This window comes from Delftia sp. GW456-R20 (genome assembly GCF_001622915.1).
In the GTDB taxonomy this organism is placed as follows: domain Bacteria; phylum Pseudomonadota; class Gammaproteobacteria; order Burkholderiales; family Burkholderiaceae_C; genus Comamonas; species Comamonas acidovorans.
Genome location: NZ_LWCN01000005.1, coordinates 602,139 through 620,843, shown reverse-complemented (window position 1 = coordinate 620,843; position 18,705 = coordinate 602,139). Strand labels below are relative to the sequence as shown.

At 70.3% G+C, this 18,705-nt stretch carries 15 protein-coding genes; 11 read left to right on the top strand and 4 right to left on the bottom strand.

Annotated features, from left to right (window positions below; translation table 11 throughout):
- Positions 1-89: 89 nt before the first annotated feature.
- From A4F85_RS26710 to A4F85_RS26685, 6 genes are all read left to right on the top strand, one after another.
- Positions 90-2,291 carry a TonB-dependent siderophore receptor gene (locus tag A4F85_RS26710; protein ID WP_063328311.1) on the top strand — a complete coding sequence of 734 codons (2,202 nt, stop codon included), beginning with the start codon at positions 90-92 and terminating at the stop codon, positions 2,289-2,291.
- Positions 2,292-2,441: 150 nt separating this feature from the next.
- On the top strand, positions 2,442-3,584 hold the full coding sequence (locus A4F85_RS26705) for an ABC transporter substrate-binding protein (protein WP_063328310.1): 1,143 nt from the start codon (positions 2,442-2,444) through the stop codon (positions 3,582-3,584).
- Entirely contained in the window at positions 3,581-4,672 is a 1,092-nt protein-coding gene (locus A4F85_RS26700) for a FecCD family ABC transporter permease (protein ID WP_063328309.1), read from the top strand. Before A4F85_RS26705 ends, A4F85_RS26700 begins: the two co-directional genes overlap by 4 nt.
- Before the next feature lie 2 nt (positions 4,673-4,674).
- Positions 4,675-5,502 carry an ABC transporter ATP-binding protein gene (locus A4F85_RS26695; protein WP_082848300.1) on the top strand — a complete coding sequence of 276 codons (828 nt, stop codon included), beginning with the start codon at positions 4,675-4,677 and terminating at the stop codon, positions 5,500-5,502.
- On the top strand, positions 5,499-7,241 hold the full coding sequence (locus A4F85_RS26690) for an ABC transporter ATP-binding protein (protein ID WP_063328308.1): 1,743 nt from the start codon (positions 5,499-5,501) through the stop codon (positions 7,239-7,241). Before A4F85_RS26695 ends, A4F85_RS26690 begins: the two co-directional genes overlap by 4 nt.
- Positions 7,238-8,959, top strand: a complete 1,722-nt coding sequence (locus tag A4F85_RS26685; RefSeq protein ID WP_063328307.1) for an ABC transporter ATP-binding protein — start codon at positions 7,238-7,240, stop codon at positions 8,957-8,959. Before A4F85_RS26690 ends, A4F85_RS26685 begins: the two co-directional genes overlap by 4 nt.
- A 4-nt stretch (positions 8,960-8,963) precedes the next feature.
- On the opposite strand, the gene A4F85_RS26680 is transcribed toward A4F85_RS26685, so the two are convergent.
- The 4 genes from A4F85_RS26680 to A4F85_RS26665 are packed head-to-tail and all read right to left on the bottom strand — an operon-like array spanning position 8,964 to position 13,197.
- Positions 8,964-10,211 (bottom strand): c-type cytochrome, encoded by a 1,248-nt coding sequence (locus A4F85_RS26680; protein WP_063328306.1) that lies wholly within the window; start codon positions 10,209-10,211, stop codon positions 8,964-8,966.
- A gap of 12 nt (positions 10,212-10,223) precedes the next feature.
- Positions 10,224-11,045, bottom strand: coding sequence for an ABC transporter ATP-binding protein (locus tag A4F85_RS26675; RefSeq protein WP_063328305.1), 822 nt, complete (start codon positions 11,043-11,045; stop codon positions 10,224-10,226).
- The gene (locus A4F85_RS26670; protein ID WP_063328304.1) at positions 11,039-12,094 is read right to left on the bottom strand and encodes an ABC transporter permease; all 1,056 of its coding nucleotides are present in this window, start codon (positions 12,092-12,094) and stop codon (positions 11,039-11,041) included. The genes A4F85_RS26675 and A4F85_RS26670 overlap by 7 nt, the downstream gene beginning before the upstream one ends.
- Positions 12,091-13,197: an ABC transporter substrate-binding protein gene (locus A4F85_RS26665; RefSeq protein WP_013800720.1), complete on the bottom strand. Its 1,107-nt coding sequence runs from the start codon at positions 13,195-13,197 to the stop codon at positions 12,091-12,093. Before A4F85_RS26665 ends, A4F85_RS26670 begins: the two co-directional genes overlap by 4 nt.
- Positions 13,198-13,415: 218 nt before the next feature.
- On the opposite strand from A4F85_RS26665, the gene A4F85_RS26660 reads away from it, so the two are divergent.
- Genes A4F85_RS26660 through A4F85_RS26640 form a run of 5 tightly spaced genes read left to right on the top strand, consistent with a single transcriptional unit; the run spans position 13,416 to position 18,599 of the window.
- The gene (locus A4F85_RS26660) at positions 13,416-14,807 is read left to right on the top strand and encodes an O-acetylhomoserine aminocarboxypropyltransferase/cysteine synthase family protein (protein WP_063328303.1); all 1,392 of its coding nucleotides are present in this window, start codon (positions 13,416-13,418) and stop codon (positions 14,805-14,807) included.
- Between the two features lie 35 nt (positions 14,808-14,842).
- Positions 14,843-15,946, top strand: coding sequence for an isopenicillin N synthase family dioxygenase (locus A4F85_RS26655; RefSeq protein WP_047326487.1), 1,104 nt, complete (start codon positions 14,843-14,845; stop codon positions 15,944-15,946).
- A gap of 47 nt (positions 15,947-15,993) precedes the next feature.
- Positions 15,994-16,806: a MetQ/NlpA family ABC transporter substrate-binding protein gene (locus A4F85_RS26650; protein ID WP_063328302.1), complete on the top strand. Its 813-nt coding sequence runs from the start codon at positions 15,994-15,996 to the stop codon at positions 16,804-16,806.
- 13 nt (positions 16,807-16,819) lie between these two features.
- Complete coding sequence (locus A4F85_RS26645) at positions 16,820-17,956, top strand: methionine ABC transporter ATP-binding protein (RefSeq protein WP_063328301.1); 1,137 nt, start codon at positions 16,820-16,822, stop codon at positions 17,954-17,956.
- A complete protein-coding gene (locus A4F85_RS26640; RefSeq protein ID WP_043782884.1) occupies positions 17,934-18,599 on the top strand; it encodes a methionine ABC transporter permease in 666 nt (221 codons plus the stop codon). The genes A4F85_RS26645 and A4F85_RS26640 overlap by 23 nt, the downstream gene beginning before the upstream one ends.
- Positions 18,600-18,705: the final 106 nt, after the last annotated feature.

Here is an 18,705-nt window from a genome sequence, read left to right as displayed (position 1 = left end):
AAAGCCAAACTCCGGCCAGCGAAAGCGGCGAGCCTTCCTCTTGCCTACAGTCGAATGCAATTGATTTTCATTTGCTTCGAGAGGGTTGAATGTCGCTGCCAGATTCTGCGGACCGGGATGCCGGCCCGCCCCGTTTTTCCATCACATCGATCGCGCTGGCCGTCTGCGTCCTGGGCCAGTGCGCCCTGGCCCGGGCGGCCGAGGAAAGGCTGCCCGAGGTGCAGGTCACGGGCCAGGCGGTCAAGGACCGGCCCACCGAGCTGACGGGTGGCTACGCGGCCCCGGGCGTTTCGGTGGGAACCAAGCTGCCTGCCACGCTCAGGGAGACGCCGCATTCGGTCTCCGTCATCACGCGCCAGCAGATCGAGGACCAGAACCTGCACACGCTGGACGAGATCATGGCGCAGACCCCCGGCGTGACTGTGGACCTGTCGGGCACGGGCGTCATTCCGGCCTTCTATGCGCGCGGCTATCCCATCGAGTACTTCCAGTACGACGGCCTTCCCGTGCAGACAGGCGGCGCTTCCTGGAGCCAGCCTGACATGGTGATGTTCGACCATGTGGAGACGCTGCGCGGCGCCGCGGGCCTGTTCAATGGCGCGGGCCAGCCCGGCGGCGTGGTCAATCTGGTGCGCAAGCGCCCCACGGGCGACCGGCGCTTCACGGGCTCGCTGGGCCTGGGCTCCTGGAATGCGGCCCGTGCCGAGATCGACTACAGCACCCCGCTGAACGCCGATGGGTCGGTGCGTGCCCGCCTGGCGGCCGCGCACGACCAGCGCGACTCCCATGTGCGCTATGCCAGCAGCCGGCGCGATTCGCTGTACGGCATCGTCGAGGCCGACCTGGGATCGGCCACCACCGTCTCCTTGGGCGCCGGCCACCAGACGCGCGACTGGGTGCCGCCCATGATGGGTGTGCCGCGCTACGCCGACGGCGGCGACCTGGGGCTGGCACGCAGCACTTTCCTGAGCACGCCCTGGACGCACTGGGACTTCGAGACCACCCAGGTCTTCGCCGACCTCAGCCATTCCATCAATGCAGACTGGCAGTTCAAGCTGGCGGCGGTCTCCGACCGCGAGTCCAGCGCGCTCAAGTACGCCTATGTCTCGGGCGCGGTGGACCGCGCCACGGGCCTGGGTCCCCGCCTGATGGGCGGCGCCAATGACTATGACAACGAACAACTGTCGCTGGACGCCATGCTCAGCGGGGCCTGGCAGGCCTGGGGCCGGCGCCACGAGGTGGTGCTGGGCGCCAACTGGTACGACCGCGACGCGCGCTCGCAAGGCGGCAGCCTCCCGGGCTTTGGCGGCATTCCCGTCAATGTGTTCGACTTCGACCCGGCCGCCTACGCCGATCCGGGCGCCGTGCAGTGGACATCGGACTCGCGATCGCGCACGCGCCAGTACGGCATCTATGGCGCCGCGCGGCTGAAGCTGGCCGATCCGCTGACCCTGCTGCTGGGCGGTCGCTGGAGCTGGTGGCGCACCGACTCCGTCAACCAGCGCACGGGCGCGCAGACGGCGGACTACCGGCAGGACGGCCGCTTCACACCCTACGCGGGCCTGGTCTTCGATCTGGACTCCCGCTGGTCGCTCTACACCAGCTATGCCGACATCTTCCGCGTGCAGAGCAACTACCGGGGCGAGGATGGCGGCGGACTGCCGCCCGTGGTCGGCGCCAACTACGAGGCCGGCATCAAGGGCTCGCTCAACGATGGCCGGCTGCAGGTGGCGCTGGCGGCCTTCCGCATCGTGGAGAGCAACCGCGCCGTGGCCGTGTCGCCCGTCATCGTGGACAGCTGCTGCTACGCCGCGCAGGGCAAGGTGCAGAGCCAGGGCTTCGACGCCGAGCTGGCGGGACAGATCGCCCCGGGCTGGCAGGCCATGGCCGGCTACACCTACAACACCAGCGAATACAAGCGCGATCCCAGCTATCAGGGCCAGTCCTTCAGGACCTTCAGCCCCCGGCATCTGCTGCGGCTGTGGACCACATACCGGCTGCCGGGCGCGCTCAACGCCTGGGATGTGGGCGGCGGCATCAACGTCCAAAGCGGCACCTACAGCGAGGGCGGCAAGCCCCTTGTTCGAGCCACCCAGGGCGGCTACGCCACGGCCAGCCTGCGCGTGGGCTACCGCATCAGCCCGCAGTGGAGTGCGGCGCTGAACGTCAGCAATCTGTTCGACCGCAGCTACTACACGCGCCTGGGCAGCGGCGGATTCGGGCCGGCCAACTTCGGCAATGTCTATGGCGAGCCGCGCAATGTGCAGGTGAGCTTGCGCGGCCGGTTTTGACCCCCTGAGCCGCTTTGCGGCGTCTCCCTGAGGGGGCGGCAGCCCCGCTGCGGGGCGTTGCGGCCGACTCAGGGCCTTGCTTGCTGTCCCAGGCTTTGGGGCGCGCCGGTTGCATTGGGTATGCCGGCAACGACTGAGAGAAGAAAACAGATGCAAATACAGACAGGAATGCGGCGCGGGTTGCGCGCTGCGGTGGCGGCGCTGGCGCTTTGGAGTGGGCTGGCCCAGGCCTTGACCGTGACGGACATGGCGGGGCGCAGCGTGCAGGTGCCGGACCGCGTGCAGCGCGTGCTGTTGGGCGAGGGGCGCATGGTCTACACCATGGCCCTGCTGGAAGGCCGGCAGGCGGTGGAGCGCGTGGCGGGTTGGCAGGGGGATTTCCGCCTGCTCGATACCCAGGGCTATGCGGCTTTCTCCAAGGCCTTTCCTGCCATGGAGAAACTGCCGCTGGTAGGCGGCGCCACGCCCGAAAGTTTCAACGTGGAACAGGCCCTGGCCGTGCGTCCCGACGTGGCCTTCATGGCCGTCTCGGGCGGTCACGGGCCCGCGCCCGACAGCGAGGCCGTGCGCCAGCTGCAGGCGGCGGGCGTGCCTGTGGTCTTTGTGGATTTCAGCCAGCATCCGCTGACCCATACCGTGCCCAGCCTGCGCCTGATGGGCCAGGTGCTGGGCCGCCAGCAGCGCGCCGAGGACTTCATCGCCTTCTACGAGCAGCGCATCGAGCGCGTGCGCCAGCGTGTCGCGGCGGCGCGCCAGAAGGACGGATTCCAGCGGCCCGCCATCTTCATCGACATGCTGGCCGGTCTGCGCGACTGCTGCGGCTCGCCGGGCAAGGGCAATTTCGGGGAAATGGTGGAGCTGGCCGGTGGCGACAACATCGGCGCCGGCCGCATTCCCGGTCCCATCGGTACGCTGAACCTCGAATATGTGCTGTCGCGCGATCCTGCCGTCTATGTGGCCACGGGCGTCTTCGCCAGTGGCCAGGGCGGCGTGACGCTGGGCTACCAGGCCACGCCTGCCCAGGCGCAGGCCAGCCTGGCGACGGTGGCGCAGCGTGCCCAAACGCGCGAGCTGTCCGCCGTCCGAAAGGGGCGCGTGCACGGCCTGTGGCACATCTTCTACGACTCGCCCGAGCATGTGATTGCCGTCGAGGCGCTGGCCAAGTGGCTGCATCCCGAACTGTTTTCCGACATCGACCCGCTGCGCACGCGGCGTGAGCTGTACGAGCGCTTCATGCCGATTCCGATGACCGGCGTGCTGCTGACCGACCTGCCTTCCGGGGCCGGCCGATGAGCGCGGCCATGGAGGCCAGTGCCGTGGCGGCAGAGACGGGCGCTGCGGCGGCCGGTGCCGCGCAGCGCTACCGCCGCCGCCATGCCCGCCACGGGCTGGTGCTGGCGCTGCTGGCCCTGGCGCTGCTGGCCAGCCTGGCACTGGACGTGGCCACCGGCCCGTCGGGCATGGGGCTGGCACGGCTGTGGCAGGTGCTCGGCGATCCGGGCAGCGTGTCGCGCGTGGAGGCCGTCATCGTCTGGAACGTGCGCCTGCCCTATGCGTTGATGGCCGTGCTGGTGGGTGCGGCGCTGGCGCTGGCTGGCGCGGAGATGCAGACCGTGCTGGCCAATGCGCTGGCCAGCCCGTTCACGCTGGGCGTGTCGGCGGCCGCCGCCTTTGGCGCGGCCCTGGCCATCGTGCTGGAACTGGGCGTGCCGGGCGTGCCGGCGCAGTACGTGGTGTCTCTCAACGCCTTCCTCTTCGCGCTGCTGTCGGTGGGCCTGCTGTACGGGCTGGCCATGTGGCGCGGATTTGGCGTGCAAAGCCTGGTGCTGTTCGGCATCGCCCTGGTGTTCAGCTTCAACGCCCTGGTGGCACTGCTGCAGTTCGTGGCCGACCAGAACACCTTGCAGCAGCTGGTCTTCTGGACCCTGGGCAGCCTGGCACGCGCCTCCTGGGACCGGATTGCCGTCATGGCCGCCGTGTTGGCGCTGTGCCTGCCCTGGTCCTGGAGCCAGAGCTGGTCGCTGACCGCGCTCACGCTGGGCGAGGACCGCGCGCGCAGCCTGGGCGTGCCGGTCACTGCGCTGAGAGGCTGGGCGCTGCTGCGCATCAGCCTGCTGTCGGGCGTGGCCGTCTCCTTCGTGGGCACCATAGGATTCGTGGGGCTGATCGCACCGCACATCGCGCGCATGCTGGTGGGCGACGACCACCGCGTGCTGCTGCCGGCCTCGGCGCTGGCGGGGGCACTGATCCTGTCCATGGCCTCGGTGGCCAGCAAGACGCTGATCGAGGGCGTGCTGGTGCCCGTGGGCATCGTGACCTCGCTGGTGGGCATTCCCTTTTTCATGGCCATCGTTGCCCGCACGGGCCGGCAGGAGTGCTGAGCATGCCATTCCGCAACGCGCTGCATGTCAGCGATGTGCACATGGGCTATGGCGCAGCTCCCGTGCTGCGCGGTGCCACTCTGGGGCCCTTGGCTGCGGGTTCGGTCAATGCGCTGGTGGGGCCCAATGGCGCAGGCAAATCCACGCTGCTGCGCGGCATTGCAGGCTTGCAGCGCATGCGCGGCGAGGTGCGCCTGGGCACGGTGCTGCTGTCTTCCCAGCCGCCGTTGCAGCGCGCGCGCCAGGTGGTCTATGTGCCCCAAAGCCTGCCCGAGCGCTCGCGACTGGCGGTGTTCGAGTCCGTGCTCAGCGCGGCCATGGCCGGCGAGCCCGCACAGGCGCCCCGTGGCTGGCCATTGGCCGGCACGCATGAGGCCGAGACCGCCGTGGAGCAGGTGCTGCAGCGCCTGGAGCTGACGGCCCTGGCCGACTGGCCGCTGGCTGCGCTGTCGGGTGGCCAGCGCCAGATGGTGGGTCTGGCCCAGGCCCTGGTGCGCCGTCCGCGCCTGCTGTTGCTCGACGAGCCGACCAGCGCCCTGGACCTCTACCACCAGCACCGCGTGCTGGACGTGGTGACCGAGATCGCACACGAGCGGCAACTGGTGGTGCTGGCCGTGCTGCACGACATCAACCTGGCCATGGGCTGGGCAGACCGGATCATGGTGCTGGACCAGGGCCGCGTGGTGCGTGCCGGCAGCCCTGTCGAGGTGGTGGACAGCGCCCTGCTGCACGAGGTCTACCGAGTGCAGGCTGTCGTGGAAACGGTCAACGGCCGGCGTCTGGTCGCCGTGAGCCACGCGCTGGGCGGTCGTGGGCAGGAGCCGTCATGAGCACCTCGCTGGAACGTTGGATGGTGTCGCGCTCGCGCGCGCAGCTGGCGGCCACGGTGGCCTGCGGGCTGCTGGCCCAGGCCATGCTGGTGGTGCACGCGCTGTGCCTTGCTCGACTGCTGGCCCAGGCCATGGAGGGGGCGTCGCTGCATCCCTGGCTGGCGATCGGTCTGGCGGCCCTGGTGCTGCGCGGCGTCCTGGTGTGGCTGGAAGAGTGGTGGGCACAGCAGGTGGGCATGCGCACGCGCGCCGTGCTGCGCGAACGCCTGCTGGCCCGGTTGATGCGCCTGGGGCCGGCCTGGGCTGCGGCCCGCCCCACCGGTGAGCTGCAGGCCACGCTGGTTGCGGCTGTCGATGCCGTGCAGGTCCATGCCAGCCGCCACGTTCCCAGCCTGCTGGGAGCCGTGCTCGGCTGCGCGCTGGCGCTGGGCGCCCTGGCCTGGGTGGACGCGGGCTGCGCGCTGCTGCTGGCCGTGTTCGTGCTGGGCCAGCCGCTGCTGGACCGGCTGTGGCTGCGCCGGCACATGCCCGGGGCCAGCGGCGTCATGGCGGCTCTGGCTGCCTTTGGGGCGCAGCTGCTGGACAGCCTGCGCGGCATGGAGACGCTGTGGGCCTTTGGCGCCTCGGCGCGCTGGCGCATGCGTCTGGCCGAGCAGGCCGCCCGCCTGCGTGCCGAGTCCATGCACACGCTGCGCGCCACCTTGCTGCGCACCGGCCTGACGCGTTTCGTTGGCCTGGCCGGCATGGCCAGTGTCCTGGGGTGGGGCAGCTGGCAACTGGGCCAGGGCCGGCTGGATGCGGCATCGCTGCTGGCCGTGCTGCTGCTGTCGCGTGAGGCCTTCAGGCCGCTGGAGCGGCTGGAGAAAGCCTTTCATGCGGCCTGGGCCGCGCGCGACGGCCTGCATGCCATCGACGCGCTGCTGCATGCGCCGCTGCCCGTGCCTGAGCCGCAGCGGCCCGGACCTGCTCCTGCAGACGGCCGCATCTCGCTGAGCGGGGTGTGCTTTGCCCATGACCAGGGGCAGGAACCGGGGCGGCCCGAGGTGCTGCACGGACTGGACCTGGATATCGCCGATGGTGAATGGGTGGCGCTGGTGGGGCCTTCGGGCGTCGGCAAGTCCACGCTGCTGTCGCTGCTGTGGCGTGCCGCCGATCCCCGGCGCGGCATGGTCTGCCTGGGCGGCCGGGACCTGCGGGAGCTGAGCCTGGCGCAGTTGCGCTCCAGGGTCGCCCTGGTCGCACAGGACACGCTGCTGTTCAGCGGCAGCCTGGAGGACAACCTGCGCATGGCCAGCCCCCAGGCCTGCCGCCGCGACATCGAGGCTGTCCTGCGTGATGTGCAACTGGCCGATCTGCTGGACAGCCTGCCCCAGGGCCTGCAGACCGAGGTGGGCGAATTCGGCGCGCACCTGTCGGGCGGGCAGCGCCAGCGGCTGGCCCTGGCGCGTGCCTTGCTCAGGCGTGCGCCCGTGCTGCTGCTGGACGAGCCCACCTCCAGCGCAGATCCACGCACGGAGCAGGCCTTGCTGCAGGTGTTGCGGCCATTGCGGGGCCGCCGCACTCTCGTCATGGCCGCGCACCGCCTGGAGACGGCGCGCGAGGCGGACCGCATCGTGGTATTGGAAAACGGCCGGGTGGCCGAACAGGGCACGCACGATGATCTGCTGCGCCGCGGCGGCCGCTATGCACGGCTCTGGGCGGCGTCGCAGGCCAACAGGACGACGGAGGAGGCCGCATGATCCGCGATGAATCCCGCAGCTGGGCCGGCCTGCTGGCGCCGGTGGCGTCGCACAAGCGCCTGCTGGCAGCGGCGTTGCTGGCCGCCGCACTGGCGCAGGCTACCGTGGTCGGCGCCTGGGTGCTGGCTGCCTGGATTGCCGGACAGGCCGCCATGGGCGCGCCGTGGACTGCGCTGCAACCGGCACTGGGCGCATTGGCCTTGACGGCGCTGGTGGCCGCGCTCAGCCAATGGTGGCAGACCCATGCCTCCCATGCGCTGGCGTTTGCGTTGATAGAAACACTGCAGCTGGGCATCTACGACGGGCTGGAGCGGGGCGCAGGCAATGCGGCCGGCCCGCAGCGCAGCGGCGACATCGCCGCCACCGCCACGGCCGATGCCGAGCTGATGGAGCACTTCTACGCCCACATGCTGGGCGAGCTGTCCGGCGCGCTGTGCGTGCCGCTGGCGGCGCTGGGCCTGCTGGCCTGGCTGCATCCGCTGCTCGCCCTGGCCTGGCTGCCCTTTGTTGGCTTGCCGGTGCTGCTGTCCTGGTGGCTGGCCGGCAAGGCGCAGCGGCAGGCCAGGGCGCTGGCAGCGGCGCAGGGCGAACTCAATGCCGATGTGGTGGAAGGCCTGCGCGGGCTGCGTGAACTGGCGCTGCTGGAGGCCGGCCCGCGCTGGCTGGCACGCATGCGTGCCAAGGCTGCGGCGCTGTCCCCCCAGGTGCGCAGGCATGCGTCGCTTGCTGCGGGCCAACTGGCCACCGCGGACCCGTTGCCGGCCGTGTCGGCCCTGGCCATGGCTGCCGTGGCCGCCTGGCTGCTGGACCAGGGGCACATCGATGCCGCTTGGCTGCCGGCCGTGGTGGTACTGGCCGGCATGGCGCTGGCGCCGCTGGCCGAAGTGGCGCAGGCCGCGCGCAGGCTGGGCGATGTGAAGGCTGGTGCCGACCGCATCCTGCAACTGCTGCGCCAGCCCCGGCGCATTGCGGACAGCGGAACCCGTGAGGCGCCGGCCACGGCGTCGCTGGACTTCTGCGGTGTGCATTGGCAGCGTGGCGGCGTACCCGTGCTGCGCGGACTGGACCTGTCCCTGCGGCCTGGCGAAATGGTGGCCCTGGCCGGCGCGTCCGGCGCCGGCAAAAGCAGCTGCGTGCAGCTGTTGCAACGCCTGGGCGAGCCCGACGCCGGCAGCCTGCGCATGGGCGGCATGGACATTCGTGAATTGCCGCTGGCCGTGCTGCGGCAGCAACTTGCCGTGGTCCGCCAGGAGGTGCATTTGTTCGACATCTCCATCGCCGACAACATCCGCCTGGGCCGGCCTGACGCCAGCGATGACGAGGTACAGCAGGCCGCCATGCTGGCGCAGGCCCATGGCTTCATCAGCGGGCTGCCGCAAGGCCATGCCACGCGCTGTGGAGAACAAGGAATGCGCCTGTCGGGTGGCCAGCGCCAGCGCATCGCCCTGGCGCGCGCGCTGCTGACCGGTGCCCCCGTGCTGGTGCTGGACGAGGCTTCCTCCCATCTCGACAGCGAAAGCGAGCAAGCCCTGCTGCGTGCGCTGGACGCCTTGCGCGAGCACCGTACCGTGCTGCTCATCGCCCACCGGCCCGCCATGCTGGCCCGCGCCGACCGCGTGGTCCTGCTGGAGGGCGGCCGCATCGTGGAGCAGGGCACCCACCGGGAGTTGCTCGCGCGCCAGGGCGCCTATGCCAGCCTCATGGCGGCGGATGGCTGATCCCTCAGTGCACAAATCCACCCTTGATGAACCGCACGGGCTCGGCATCCATGCGAGCGATCAGGGCCCCGAGGCCGTCGGAGGAGCCGTCGGGTGAGCCATCGGACGGGCCATCGGACGGGCCGGCGGTTGCCGCAGCGGCCGTCGTCGCCTCGACCGTCGTCCTCGCGGGCGCGTCCGTGCGGCAGACCAGGTCGTCCTCCGACCAGCCCTGGGCGCCCGGACGCGATAGCGCGCGCAGCCAGCCGCTGCGGTCGCCCAGCCATTGCATGCCCTGCAGCTGCTCCGAGCCGCTGAGCAGGGCCATGGCCTGCCAGGCGCGCGGGTCGTTGACGGTGCAGTCCAGTGCGCTGGCGGTGCGGTTGCCGCCATCGGGCGACAGCTGCAGGCTGACCAGGCGCGGGTCTTCCTGCACCGGGCCGCTGCCTGCCACCACCCTCAGCCGCTGCTGGCGGCTTTGCCAGGTGCTCAGGCGGCGTGCGGGCTGGCCTGCGCACTGCACGGCCATGTCGGGAAGTCCCACGGGATAGGGCCAGTTGCCGGCGATCTGCAGCATCTGGCCTGCGGCGCGGGCCTTCATGAAGTCGATCAGGGCCCAGGCGTCGTCGCTGGACAGCCGGTCGGCCTGGCCGTGGGCCCGTGCGCCGTCGCGAGACTCCACGGGGCGGCGGTCATGAAGAATGGCCCAGAGCAATTCCCCATCGGCACGGCGCCACAGCAGCGGGCTTGTGAAGTTGGGGGGCCAGACCGGCTGGCTGGCGGCCAGCGGGCCGTGGCCCCGGCCATCGGCACCGTGGCAGGCCGTGCAGTGCTGGGCATAGACGGCGCCGCCGCGCGCAATGCTCTCCACGCTGAAGCCCGTGGGCGAGGCATGGAAGCTGGTGGCATGCGCGGGCACCAGGATCAGGTCGGCACGCGGCCAGGGGGCCAGCAGCAGGGCGAGCGCGGCCAGCGCGGTCAGCACCAGGGCCGGCAGGCGGATGCGACGCAGAACCAGTGTCAGCGCCAGGGCCAGCACCAGCAAAACGATGGCGGTGGCCACGGCCGCCAGCGACCACAGCAGGCCCCGGGCCTGGCCCAGGTCGATCACCAGGTTTTCGCCGGACAGGCGCAGGGCCCAGGGCCAGGCAGGCTGGCCCTCCACCGTGCCGGCCAGGCCCAGGCCATGCAGCAGCTGCAGCAGGCCGACCTGGGCCTGCTGCATGGCGCCGATCAAGGGGTTGAGCCAGTCGGGGGAGTCGCTGCGTTGCATCGGAGGCAGGCGCTACCAGGTCTGGTCCAGGCCCAGGTGGCGCAGGGCCTCGTGCCGCAGCTCGGACAGGCGGGCGTGGCCGCGCTGGCGCGGGTAGGGCAGGTCCACATCGATCTCGGCCACGATGCGGGCGGGCCGCTGGCTGAAGACCAGCACGCGGTGGGCCAGGAAGAGGGCCTCTTCCACATCGTGGGTGACCAGCAGCACGGAAAAGCCTGCGCGCTGCCAGATCTTGAGGATCTCGCTTTGCATGGCCAGCCGCGTCAGCGAGTCGAGCTTGCCCAGCGGCTCGTCCAGGATCAGCAGACGCGGGTCGTTGACCAGGGCGCGCGCCAGGGCAGCGCGCTGGGCCATGCCGCCCGACAGCTGGTGGGGATGGCTGTCCGCGAAATCCTCCAGTCCCACCAGGCGCAGGGCCTCGTCGATGCGGTGGGCCTGGCTGTCCAGCAGTCCGCGTGCCTGCAGGCCCAGGGCCACGTTGCCGCGAACCGTGCGCCAGGGAAACAGCGTGGGGTCCTGGAAGACGACGATGCGCGAGGGATCGGGCTCAGTGATGACCGTGCCGTCCTGCGCCACGGCGCCGGCCGTGGGCGCGTCCAGCCCGGCCACCAGGCGCAGCAGCGTGGACTTGCCGCAGCCGCTGGGGCCCAGCAGGGCGACGAACTCGCCGGGCCGCACCTGCAGGCTGACCTCGTCGAGCACCTGCAGCGCGCCCTGCCCCTGGCCGAACCAGTGGCTGACGGACTGCACATCGATGGCCGCGCCGGCTAGGGCAGCCCCGGCGATGGCGGGCGTGGCTGCGGCGTTGGCGGCGTGTTCTGCGGCAATCACCATTTGACGGTTCCCTTCTGCCACGACAGCGTGCGGTCGCGCACGGTGAACAGCAGCGTGATCAGGCCCGAGCACAGCACGGCCATGACCAGCAGCGCCGTGTACATGTTGGCGTATGCTGCCCAGCCCTGGGCCCACTGCAGATACCAGCCCAGGCCGGCCTTCACGCCCATCATCTCGGCCGTGATCAGCACCGAGAACGAGGCGCCCAGCCCCATGAACAGGCCCACGAAGACCTGGGGCAGGGCGGCCGGGATGGCCACGCGCAGCACCAGGAACCAGGGCGATGCGCCCAGCGTGCGCGCCACGTCGTAGTAGCTCTTGCTGACCGATGCCACGCCCGACCAGGTCAGCACGGCCACCGGAAAGAACGTGGCCAGCGCCACCAGGAACACGGCTGCCGAGTAGCTCGACGGCGCGAAGAAAAAGGCCAGCGGCAGCAGGGCCGAGGCCGGCACCGGCCCCAGGAAGCGCAGCAGCGGATGCACCCAGTAGCCCGCGATGCGCGACCAGCCTATCCACACGCCCGTGAGAAACCCGATCACCGCGCCGAACACGATGCCGTTGAGCAGCAGCCGCAGCGAATACAGCGTGGACAGGCCCAGGCGCTGCCAGTCCTCATGAACCACGTCGATCAGGCTTTGCGGTGGCGCGAAGAACGGCGGCGGCAACGCGCCGAGCTTGGCCGTCAGCGTCTCCCACAGCGCCAGCAGCAGCGGCGCCGCCACCAGCCAGGCACCGGCCGGGCGCAGCCAGCGGTCGATGCGCCGTGCTGCCCGTACGGGTCGCACAGGCAGCACGGCCGATGCCAGCAGCAAAAGGGCCACGGCCAGGGCGGCAATGCCGAACTCCTGCGTGAATGCCCATTCGCTGAAGCCGATCTCCTTGTTGGGCCACAGCAGGGTCAGCATGCCCAGGCCGGCCCAGGCGGCGGCGGCCAGCAGGCCGGTGCGCCAGGGGCCTGCCTTGCGCGTGCTCTGCGCCTGTTCCCGTTCCAGGCCGGGTGCGGCATCCGTGGCGCCCAGGCGCCAGCGTGGTCTTGCGGTGCTCATGCGAGGACGTCCAGCGTGATGTGGCTGGCAAAGCGGCCAGGGTCGGTCTGCTTCTTGAGCACGCCGGCCGTGCGGAAGTCGGCCGCAAAGGCCTGGACCTCGTCGCGCAGCGGCTTGCCGTGCGGATGGTGCTTGAAGGTCAGCTCGGCCAGCAGGCGCTGCAGGTCCTCGACGGGCACCTTGGGCGAGTACTTGGCAAAGATCTTCGCCGTTTCGTTGGGGTTCTCGGCGATGTAGTCCGAGGCCTGGGTCAGCGCGCGCACCACGCTGGCCGCTGCGGGCTTGTTGGCCCGGGCGAACTTTGCGCCTGCGCCGATCACGCAGCAAATGCTTTCGGCGTACTCGTTCTTGGCGCTGTTGCCCAGTTCGAGGAAGGTGCCGGGGTTGCGTTTCTCGATCAGGTAGAGATTGGGGTCGCCGTCGGCAATGGCCTGGATTTCGCCCTTCTTGGCGGCCACATCCAGCAGGTCGGCCGGGTAGACGCGCCATTCGATGTCCTTGTCCACATCCAGGCCGCGCTTGGCCAGGTGGATGGAATAGAACTGCTTGGCCGGGCTGTTGAGATCGGCCACGCCGATGGTCTTGCCCTTGAGCGTGCTGGGGTCCAGCGTGACGCCGGCCGACTTCAGGCCGACCAGGCGCAGGCAGCCGCCGTGCACGCTGCCGATGAGCTTGACATCCAGCCCCGCCTCCAGCGGCTTGATCCAGCGATGGATCAGGCCCGCGCCCGCATCGGCCTTGCCCGTGGCCAGCGCCTCCAGCAACTGGTCGGCCGAGCCGCCCCAGTTCAGCAGCTCCACGTCCAGGCCGTTGCGCTCGAAGAAGCCGCGCTCCAGCGCCACGGGAATGGGCGAATGGCAGAAGCTGGCCTGGCTCCAGGCAAAGGTGATCTTCTGGCGCGGCTGCGCCCCGGCGCGGCCGCTGAACCAGGCGGCCGATCCCAGCGCGCCGGCTGCGGCGCCGGCGCGGATCAGGGTGCGGCGCGAGAGCGAGGGCTCGGTCGCCTCGGGAGCATCGAGCGCCCCGAAAGCACCGCAATCGGCGCCATGGGCGCAGCGGCTGTCCTGGGTCCTGTCGATCTCGGTCTGGGTCTTGCGGGTCATGGAACTCCCTCCAAAGCAGTTTCGGGACTGCCGATGCTGTCCGCTGAGTGCCGTGTTTCCAACGACGCAAAACGCGCATCCATATGTGCGTGGCAACTAGGAAGGGCGCGGCCCGGCGACATGCGCAAACCGAATAAGCGAACGCGTTTTTCTTCGTAGTGCGCAGGGCGCGGGCTTCGAATAATGGGCTGCATCGACCACTCATACGGAGTCCATGCATGACCTCAGCGACCGGCACCGAGTCCGCCCCGCACGACGCAGCCAGCGATGCGCTGTGGCAGCAGGACACCCAGGCCCTGCACGCCGGCTACCGGGGGCGAGAGCAGCAGCGCAGCGCGGCCGTGCCCATCTACCAGAGCACCTCCTTCGTGTTCGACAGCGCCCAGCACGGCGCCAACCTGTTCGGCCTGGTGGAGGAGGGCGATGTGTACTCGCGCACGGCCAACCCCACGCTGGCGGTGCTGGAGCAGCGCATTGCGGCTCTCGAAGGCGGCGTGGCCGCGCTGGCCCTGGCCTCGGGCATGGCCGCCATCGACGTGGCGCTGGCCACGCTGGCCAGTGCGGGCGACCATGTGGTCGTGGCCTCACAGCTGTATGGCGGCACGCACAACTTCATCGCCCATGTGCTGGCCTCGCGCGGCGTGCAGAGCACGGCCGTGGCCAAGGACGATTTCCAGGCGTTGCGCCGGGCGATAGGGCCGCGCACCAAGGCCGTGTTCGTGGAGTCCGTGGGCAATCCATCGGGCGGCATTGCCGACCTGCGCCAGCTGGCCGATATCAGCCATGCGGCGGGCGTGGCCCTGGTGGTGGACAACACCGTGGCTTCGCCGCTGCTGCTGCGGCCCTTCGACTGGGGCGCCGACATCGTCGTGCATTCGGCCACCAAGGCCATCGGCGGACACGGCAATGTGCTGGGCGGGCTGATCGTGGACAGCGGCCGCTTCGACTGGGTGGCGCACGCGGGGCGCTACCCGCAGTTCAGCGCGCCCGAGCCGGCCTACCAGGGCTTTGTCTTCACCGAGAAATTTCCCGACCGGGCCTTCATCGCGCGGGCCCGTGCCGTGCTGCTGCGCAACTGCGGCGCGGCGCTGGCGCCGCACAGTGCCTTCCTGCTGCTGCAGGGCCTGGAGACGCTGGGCCTGCGCCAGGAGCGCGCCAGCCGCAACACGCTGGCCGTGATCGATTTCCTGCAGGCTCATCCTCTGGTGGAGCGCATACACCACGCCAGCCAGAGCGGCCACGCCGACCACGCGCTGGCCCTGCGCCAGCTGCGCGGCGGGCATGTGCCGGCGCTGCTGGGCTTCGAGCTGCGCGGCGGCCGCCCGGCGGCGCGCGCCTTCTATGACGCGCTGCGCCTGTTCCTGCGCCTGGTCAACATCGGCGACAGCAAGTCGCTGGCCGCCATTCCTGCCGAGACCACGCACAGCCTGCTCAGCGACGAGGAGCTGGCACGCGTGGGCATTGCGCCCGGGCTGGTGCGCCTGTCCATCGGCATAGAGCACCCGCAGGACCTGCTGGCCGACCTGGCGCAGGCGCTGGAGCAGGCGCAGGACCATGCGGTGTTGACTGCCGAACGCGAACAAGACCGCGATCAGCGCCTGGCGGCCTGAGCGCCCCTTCCTTCCCACTTTCCTGGCAGCACAGTATGAGCACCTTGACAGCATCCACCCTCGACGCGCCCGCCGCCACAGCGGCAACCCCGGCCCTGCCCGTCATCGATCTGCAGGCCCTGCGCGACCCGGCCACGCAGGCCCAGGCGCTGCGCCAGCTGGCGCGCACGGCGCGCGACACCGGTTTCTTCTACCTGGAAGGGCACGGCATAGGCCGGGACGCATGGCAGGGCATACAGCGGCGCGCCCGCGAATTCTTTGCGCAGCCGCTGGCGGACAAGCAGGCGCTGGCCATTGCCAACACGCGGCACTTCCGGGGCTATACGGCCGTGGGCATGGAGATCACGCGCCAGCGGCCCGACCAGCGCGAGCAGATCGACCTGGGCGAGGAGTCGCCCGAGATTCCCGCAGGCCCCGGCGTGCCGGACTGGAAGGGGCTGCAAGGCCCCAACCAGTGGCCGCAGGCCCTGCCCGGGTTCCGCGAGGAGGTGCTGGCCTGGCAGGCGGCAGCGCATGGCGTGGCGCTGGAGCTGCTGCGCCACTTCGTGGCCGCGCTGCAGCTGCCCGAGGGCGCGCTGGACGCCCTGGTCAGCGGCCTGCCTGCGCACCGCATCAAGATCATCCACTACCCGGGCAGCGAGCTGGGCGCAGCAGGCCAGGGCGTGGGCGCGCACAAGGACGGTGGCCTGCTGACCCTGCTGCTGCAGGACGAGGTGGGCGGGCTGCAGGTGGAGACGCCGGCCGGCTGGGTCGATGTGCCGCCGCGCGACGGGGCCTTCGTCATCAACATCGGCGAGATGCTGGAGCTGGCCACCAACGGCTATCTGCGCGCCAACGTGCATCGCGTGCTGGTGCCGCGCGCGGGCGTGCAGCGCTACTCCATCGCCTACTTCCTGGCGCCGCGCCTGGACCTGGGCCAGGTTCCGCTGCTGACCCTGCCGCCCGAGCTGGCCGTGCTGGCCACGGGGCCGCAGAGCGACCCGGACAACCCGCTGTTCAGCCATGTGGGCGAGAACGCGCTCAAGGGCCGCGTGCGCTCCCACCTGGATGTGGCCCAGCGCTTCTATCCCGAGCATTTCGCCCGTCTGCAGGCCCAGGCCCGCGCCGCCGGCCGTGAGTTGCACCCCGGTGCCTATTGATCGATTCCTGTTGATCGGTGCCTGTTGATTCTTGAAAGGACTGTGCGATGGACAAGCGAGTATTTCTGCGGGGACTGGCGGCGGGGGCCTCGGCGGCGGCGATGTCAGGCGCCATCCGGGCCGCGCAGGCCGGCCCGCTGCGCGTGGGCGTGCGCGGCGGCGTGGACGAGGAAATCTGGGAGGTGGTGACCCGCGTGGCGCGCGAGCAGGGGCTGCAGGTCAAGCCCGTGGTCATCAGCGGCGCGGCCAGCCCCAACGAGGCGCTGAACAACGGCGACATCGAGGCCAACTCCTTCCAGCATGTGCCGTTCCTGCGCGACCAGAACCAGCAGCGCGGCTACCGGCTGGTGGCGGCCGGCGACACCTACATCTCGCCCATCGCCTTCTATTCGAAAAAGCACAAACGCCTGGCCGACCTGCCCGCTGGCGCGCGCCTGGGCATTCCCAACGATCCCAGCAACCAGACGCGCGCGCTGGTGGTGCTGCAGGACCAGGGCATCCTGAAGCTGCGCGAGGGCTTCGACCCCTTCAAGGGCACGGCGGGCCTGGCCGACATCGCCAGCTACCAGAAGAAGGTGCAGCTGGTGGAGGCCGCTTCGGTGGTGCTGGCGCGCTCGCTGGACGATCTCGATGCCTCGGCCATCGTCAACAGCTTTGCCTACCAGGCCGGGCTGATCGCCACGCGCGACGGGATTGCCGTCGAAAGGCGCGAGCGCAATCCCTACGTGAACATCATTGCCGTGCACGAGCGCGACCGCGCTGCACCCTGGGTCGCGGCACTGCTGCGCGCCTACCAGTCCGAGCCCGTGCGCCAGTTCATCGTGAGCAGGTACCAGGGCTCGGTGCTGCCGGCCTTCTGAGGCGTGTAAGGCAATGAAGGTGGAACAGGCGGCGGCCGGCGAGCCCCATGCAATCGATGCGCTGCAGCGGCCGCACATCGTCTTCGAGGGCGTGCGCAAGCACTACCCGGGAACGGGAAGGGGCGCGGGCGAGCCCGTGCACGCGCTGCAGGTGCTGAGCTTCGAGGTGGCGCGTGCCGAGGTGTTCGGCATCATCGGCCGCAGCGGCGCCGGCAAATCCACGCTGCTGCGCACCATCAATGCGCTGGAGCGGCCCAGCAGCGGCCGCGTGCTGGTGGACGGCACCGATGTCGCCACGCTGGACGAGGACGCGCTGGTGGCGCTGCGCCGGCGCATCGGCATGATCTTTCAGCACTTCAACCTCCTGTCCTCGCGCACGGTGTACGAGAACGTGGCCCTGCCGCTGCAGGCCGCGGGCTGGCGGCCCGCGCTCGTGCGCGCGCGGGTGGACGAGCTGCTGGCCCTGGTGGGGCTGGCGGACAAGAGCGGCGCCTATCCGGCCCAGCTCTCGGGCGGGCAAAAGCAGCGCGTGGGCATTGCGCGCGCGCTGGTGCACGAGCCCGAAATCCTGCTGTGCGACGAGGCCACCTCGGCCCTGGACCCCGAGACCACGCAGTCCATCCTGGAGCTGCTGCGCGAGATCAACCGCAAGCTGCAGCTGACCATCGTGCTCATCACGCACGACATGGCCGTGATCCGCGAGGTCTGTGATCGCGTGCTGGTGCTGGACCAGGGCCGGCTGCAGGAGATCGGCGAGGTCTGGCAGCTGTTTGCGGCACCGCGCTCGGAGGCTGCGCGTGCGCTGCTGCGGCCGCTGCGGCAGGCCTTGGCGGCCGATCTGGAACTGGTGGCAGCGGCCGATGGCCCGGAGGCCGTCGCCGTGCTGGCCATCGGATGGGCCGACGGCGGCAGCCAGCAGGGCCTGCCGCTGGCGCAGCTTCAAGTGCTGGGCCCGCGTGCCCGCTTGCTGCAGGGCGGGCTGGACTGCATGCGCGGGCGTTCGCAGGGCCGCTTGCTGGTGGGCGTGCCGGTGCAGGATCTGCCGTCGGCACTCTCCCCGCTCTCGCCGGACGCGCTGTCTTCCCTTCAACAGGCGCTGGGCGCCGATTCACTGCAACTGCTTGGCCATGTCCCTGCCCCCGCTCGATAAATACCTGCAGGCCTTTCTGGAAACCTTGCTGATGGCGGGCGCGTCCTCGCTGATCGCCATCGTTGCCGGGCTGGCGCTGGCCATCGTGCTGCACACCACGGCGCCAGGCGGGCTCTACGCCAGGCCGCGCCTGTACCGGGGGCTGTCGGCGGCGGTGAACATCGGCCGGGCCATTCCCTTCATCATCCTGCTGGTGGCCCTGCTGCCGGTAACGCGCGCCATCGTGGGCACCACGCTGGGCACCTGGGCGGCGGTGGTGCCACTGTCGGCCAACCTGATCCCGTTCTTTGCGCGCATCGCCCAGGTCAGCCTGGGCGAAGTGGACTCAGGCCTGGTGGAGGCGGCGCGCGCCATGGGCCTGCGCCGCCCGCAGATCGTGCGCCAGGTGCTGCTGCCCGAGGCGCTGCCGGGCCTGATCGGCGGCATGACCGTGAGCGTGATCGCCATGGTCAATGCCTCGGCCATGGCGGGCGCCGTGGGGGCGGGCGGCCTGGGCGACCTGGCCATCCGCTACGGCTACGAGCGCTATGAGACGCGCGTGATGTTCGAGGTCATCGTCATCCTGGTGGCCCTGGTGTCGGTGCTGCAGTTCGGCGGCGAGTGGCTGGCGCGCCGTGCCGACCACCGGCGTTCGATCTCTTGAGATGATTTGGAAATAACAGACTGAATTTTTATTATTTTTGGTTTTTTCGACTTGTCTCGACAATGGCCTGCAGCAGCATTCGGGCTGCTGATTCTTTTCCGAGACG